The following is a 4878-nucleotide window of genomic DNA, read 5'->3' as shown; positions in this document are numbered from 1 at the left end:
CGGAACGGCCCATGCGATCCGATCCCACCGCACCCGACCTGGCGTTCACGTCGTTGACCAAACGGTTCGGCGCCGTTGTCGCCCTTGACGACGTCACGTTCGCCGCGCCACCCGGCACCGTCACCGCGCTCGTCGGCCCGAACGGCTCCGGCAAGACGACCCTGATGCGGGTCGCACTCGGACTCGCCACCCCCACCTCGGGCCAGGCGCTGGTCGCCGGCCGACGCTACCGGCATCTTGACGAGCCGCTCACCCGAATCGGCGCGCTGCTCGACGCCTGCGCCCTGAACCCCGGGCTGACCGGCCGCACTCACCTGCGCTGGCTGGCCGCCGCGGGCGGCGTTCCCGCGGCCCGCGCCGATGCGCTGCTCGAGCGGGTCGGGCTGGGTGCGGCCGCCCGGCGTCGGGTCGGCGGCTGGTCGCTCGGGATGAAGCAGCGGCTCGGTCTTGCGGCAGCCCTGCTCGGTGACCCTCCGGTCCTGATGCTCGACGAACCGATGAACGGACTCGACCCCGAGGGCATGGCCTGGTTCCGTGGCCTGGTGCGCGGCCTTCGCGCCGAAGGCCGGACCCTCCTGCTGTCCTCACACCTGATGCGAGAACTGGAGGGCATCGCCGACCGGGTCGTGGTCCTCGCTGCGGGTGTCGCGCTCGGCCGGTGACCTGGGTCAGTCACCGGCCGAGCGCGGGGCCCTGTCCTGCTTGTGGTGCGTTACTTCGGAGGATCCGCCCTACGTCTGGTCAGGCTTCGTGGCCAGCGCGGGCGTGGGGGACGGAGCCGGAGCCGGAGCTGGGGCCGGGGCCGGGGCCCCGGAGGTGGTCCAGGTGATCGTGACCTCTCCGTTGCCGCCGTTGACCGTGCCGGAGTTGACCCCGGTCATCAGCACCGGGTTCACGATGCTCGACGCGGCGAACGAACTGCCACCCGCGCCACCACCGCCGGCACCACCGCCACCACCGCCACCACCGCCACCACCGGATGTGGTGGCGTTCGGGTCCGCACAGGCCGGGGTGTACACCCCGTTGCAGGGCCGGTTCCCGGCGCCGCCGGTCCCACCGGCCCCGGAAGCGCCGTCAGTACCGTCGCCACCGCAGCGCGGATCGATCAACGGGTCACCCACCGGCGGGTTGCCCGTGCCATGACGGCATCCGTTCAGCCCGCCGCTGCCGCCGACGGTCCGCGTGCCGGCCCTGCCCGGGACGCCGGCGTTGCCACCGTCCACGAGCGCCCCGCCATCGGCACCGGCGTCGCCACCGGCCCCGCCGAGCGCGTTGCCCTGGCCGCCGACGCCACCGCCACCACCGCCACCACCGGCGACCAGCATCCGACTGGACAGGTCGCAGGCGAGCGTGGCGCATCCGGCCGTGGCCAGGCGGACGTCGGAGGAACCGCCGCCGCCGGAGCCGTTACCGCCGTTGAACGCGGTTCCGCCGTTGGCACCGGAACCGTCACCGGGCCCACCTGGCACGCCGGCATTGGCCCCGCCGAACCCACCGAGCGCGCCCGATCCGCCGGACGGACCGTTGCTCATTCCGCCCGAGCGGGACGCCGCGGTCGCGTCGGCGCCCTTACCGGCCACGTCCACCTGCAGCACCTGGCCGCCCGTCAGACCCGTCACTGTTCCGGATGCCTGGCCACCACTGCCACCGGGACGTCCGGTGATGTCCCCCGCCGGGGACGGATGCGCCTCGTCACCGGCGACGAAGTAGTGCCCACCCTGGGCGCCGGTCACGGTGATCTCGACCGAGTCCACACCCGCGGGCACCGTGAAGGTGTCCGAGCCGACCGTGTGATACGTGCAGGTCGTACCGGACTGCGCGCCGGTGTTCCCGCACACCGGCCCGGCCGGTACGGTCCGCGCCGGGGCGATCGCGATTCCCACCGGTCGGTCACCGACCGAGATGGGGCTTGCGGGGGTGTTGGTGGCCACATCGATCGGCGTCACCACATTGTCACGCTCATTGGTGACGTAGAGGGTCTTCCCATCGGGTGTGATCGCGATGCCGACCGGACGGTCGCTGACCGGAATGGCTTTCCCGGGCGCGTTGGTGGCCACGTCGATCGGCGTCACCGTGGCACTGCCGGCGTTGGCGTTGTCGGTGACGTACACGGTCTTTCCATCCGGTGTGACCGTGACCCACTGCGGGTTGTTCCCGGCGGGAATCGGCGTGCCCGCGGTGTTGGTGGCCACGTCGATCGGTGTCACCGTGTTGCTCGCGGCGTTGGCGACGTAGGCGGTCCGACCATTGGGCGTGATCACGATGCCGTGCGCGTCGTCACCCACCGGGATGCGGGCACCAGGCGTGCTGGTGGCCACGTCGATCGGCGTCACCGTGTTGTCGGCCTGGTTCGTCACATAGACGGTCCTGCCGTCAGGTGTGACCGTGATCCCTCGGGGGTTCGCGCCGACCGGGATCGGAGTGCCCGCGGTGTTGGTGGTCACGTCGATCGGCGTCACCGTGTTACCGAAGTTGTTGATCACATATGCGGTGGCCGGGGCCGGCTTCGTGCCCGGGCCCTGCGTCGGCCCCGACGTCGACGTCGGAGTCGGGGACGTCGGCGACGCGGAGGGACTCGTCGACGGCGTGGGACTGGGGGACGCGGAGGTACCCCAGGAGATGATGACCTGGCCGTTTCCGGTGTTGACGGTCCCGGTGTTGATACCGCTGGTCAGCACGGCGGAGGTCACCGTCGCGGCGGAGAAGGAACTGCCGCCGGCGCCACCGCCGGACTCCGTGTCATCGGGGTTGCGGCAGGGCGGGTTGTGCTCACCCAGACAGGCCTGGTTTCCCACACCGCCGACGCCGCCCCTGCCCGCGGCACCGTCAGCGCCGTCCCCGCCGAAACGCGGATCGGTGGGATCGGGAGGAGGCGGCGTCGCGTGCCGTCCGGGATTGAGACCCGCGGCCCCACCCGCGGTCTGGCTGCCGCCACCCCCGGGAGCCCCCGGATGGCCGCCGTCGATGAGGGCACGCTGGCACCGCCACCAGCACCGCCCGCGCCGGGCAGCGCGTAGCCCTGGCCTCCGGTGCCGCCACCGCCGCCACCGCCCGCGCCGACCAGCACGCGATCCGACAGACCGCAGGTCAACGCCGCGCAGCCGGCGGTGGCGATCCGGACATCCGAGGAACCGCCGCCACCGGAGCCGTTGCCACCGTTGTTACTCGCGGTCCCACCCTCGGATCCACCGGCATCGCCCTTACCGCCGGTCACACCACCGTTGGAGCCGCCGAACCCGCCCACGGCACCCTGCCCGCCGGACGGCCCGTTGTTCTTTCCGCCCGAGCGACTGGCGGCGGTGCCGTCGGCGCCCTTACCGGCGACATCGACCTGCAGTACCCGACCCGCCGGCAGACCCGTGATCGTGCCGGACGCCTGGCCGCCGCCCCCACCGGCACGGCCGGTGATGTCTCCCACCGGCGATCCGCCATGGGCGGCGTCACCGGCGAGGAAATAGCGGCCACCCTGGGCGCCGACCGCCGTGATCTGCACCCACCGTGCGCCCGTGGGCATCGTGAAGGTGTCCGACCCGACCGTGTTGTAGGTGCACGTCGTCCCGCTGAGAACGCCCGACGTCCCGCACGGCGACGGTGACGTGGGTCCGCAGCCGGCCAGTCCCAGGCTCAGCACCATACCCAGCGCCGAACCGGACCACGCGAGAACATGGCTTCTTCTTCTGACGTGCGGTCCCCAGCGACGTTGCATTGGCGATCCAGACAAAGTAGTCAACACCGAGCACTCTCTTGGCCATGCGCCCTGAAATCAGAGATCCAGGGGCCCTGAACTGTTTTTCGCCAGGTTCTTCGAGGAACGTGCCGAAACTCTGGATGCGCCGGGCGATCGCTTCGGTGCGCGATATCGCTCTGGTCGGCGCGGTAACCGGTACGGGGTGAATGCCCGCGTCCCGTCCCGTGCGGTGTCAATCGCAGGCAGGCGGTCGCGTCATCAGGCGCGGATCGGCTTCTCCGGCGGCCGCCCAGAGTCAGGAGGCGGTAGCAGGCCAGCCGGCGCACGATCCCTGCCACGGTCGGGAAACCAACCGGTGTTCGAACGGTGTGTCGTCGGGCGGCGAGGTGTCGGGCGGCCCCTGCCTCGGTGCCGGGCCGCCCCCGAACCGCGTGTTCCAGGTGCTCTCAGACGCCGTCGTCAGCACACAGCGCCCAGGCCTCCGAGTAGGTGCTCGGCGAGCTCATACCCCCGGTGTGGGTGAAGGCCGTCCAGTACGCGGCCGTGGTGGTCCCGTCGCTGACCGGATTACCACTCGCGTCGCTGGGGAAGCTTCCGTTGAGGTGGTCGCCGCCCGAGCCTGGTCCGGTGAAGTCGGTCGTGGTCACGCTGCCACCGCTGATGGCGGCGCCCCCGCTGATCAGCTTCCCGTCCGCGCTGGGGCAGTTGACCGTCACCTTCTTGCCCGTGCTCCCCGTGGTCGGGCCGCTCGCCTCGCTGTAACGCACCTTCACGGTGACACCACTGATGTTGATGCCGCTTCCGCTGCAGATCGCGTAGGCATAGGTCTCATTGGTGCTGTTGGTGCCGTTGGCCCATCCGACGGCGGTCCAGGAGTCGGGATTGATCTCGCCATCGGCCGCGGCCTTCAGACCGAAGTCGTGCGCCGAGTTGTTGAAGGTCGGAAAACTCGCGATCGGCTTGAAGTCGCCGACGCTGGCCGGCGTGGTACGCGCACCGCCGCCGAGCAGGATCGTGTTCGCCGGGCAGGTGGCGGTGACCCGCCCCACCGTCGTCGCGGCGGTGGGTGCGTTGGTCTTGTTCATGACCACCTGGGTGTGATTGATCAGGTTACTGGTGAAACACACCGCGTAGGGGGTCGTGGAGAAGGCGCTTTCGGCCTGGCCGCCGCTTCCACCGATCCCGAGCCA

The 4878-nt window shown here is 71.1% G+C and carries 4 protein-coding genes; 1 reads left to right on the top strand and 3 read right to left on the bottom strand.

Annotation, left to right across the window (positions count from 1 at the left end; all coding sequences use genetic code 11):
- The coding region (locus G6R24_RS18200; RefSeq protein WP_217465670.1) for an ATP-binding cassette domain-containing protein at window positions 1–662 on the top strand (662 nt) is incomplete at its 5' end.
- A 69-nt stretch (window positions 663–731) separates the two neighbouring features.
- Here the strand turns inward: G6R24_RS18200 and G6R24_RS23440 are convergent.
- From G6R24_RS23440 to G6R24_RS18190, 3 genes are all read right to left on the bottom strand, one after another.
- Window positions 732–2795 carry a YVTN family beta-propeller repeat protein gene (locus G6R24_RS23440; RefSeq protein WP_263864085.1) on the bottom strand — a complete coding sequence of 688 codons (2064 nt, stop codon included), beginning with the start codon at window positions 2793–2795 and terminating at the stop codon, window positions 732–734.
- On the bottom strand, window positions 2687–3514 hold the full coding sequence (locus G6R24_RS22775) for a hypothetical protein (RefSeq protein WP_225438696.1): 828 nt from the start codon (window positions 3512–3514) through the stop codon (window positions 2687–2689). Before G6R24_RS22775 ends, G6R24_RS23440 begins: the two co-directional genes overlap by 109 nt.
- 620 nt (window positions 3515–4134) lie before the next feature.
- A partial coding sequence (locus G6R24_RS18190; protein ID WP_163550409.1) for a hypothetical protein occupies window positions 4135–4878 on the bottom strand: 744 nt, incomplete at its 5' end.

This window comes from Candidatus Frankia nodulisporulans, assembly GCF_902806475.1.
Classification (GTDB): Bacteria; Actinomycetota; Actinomycetes; order Frankiales; family Frankiaceae; genus Frankia; species Frankia umida.
Note: the sequence above shows the minus strand (reverse complement) of the source record. Positions and strands in the feature narration are given on the sequence as shown.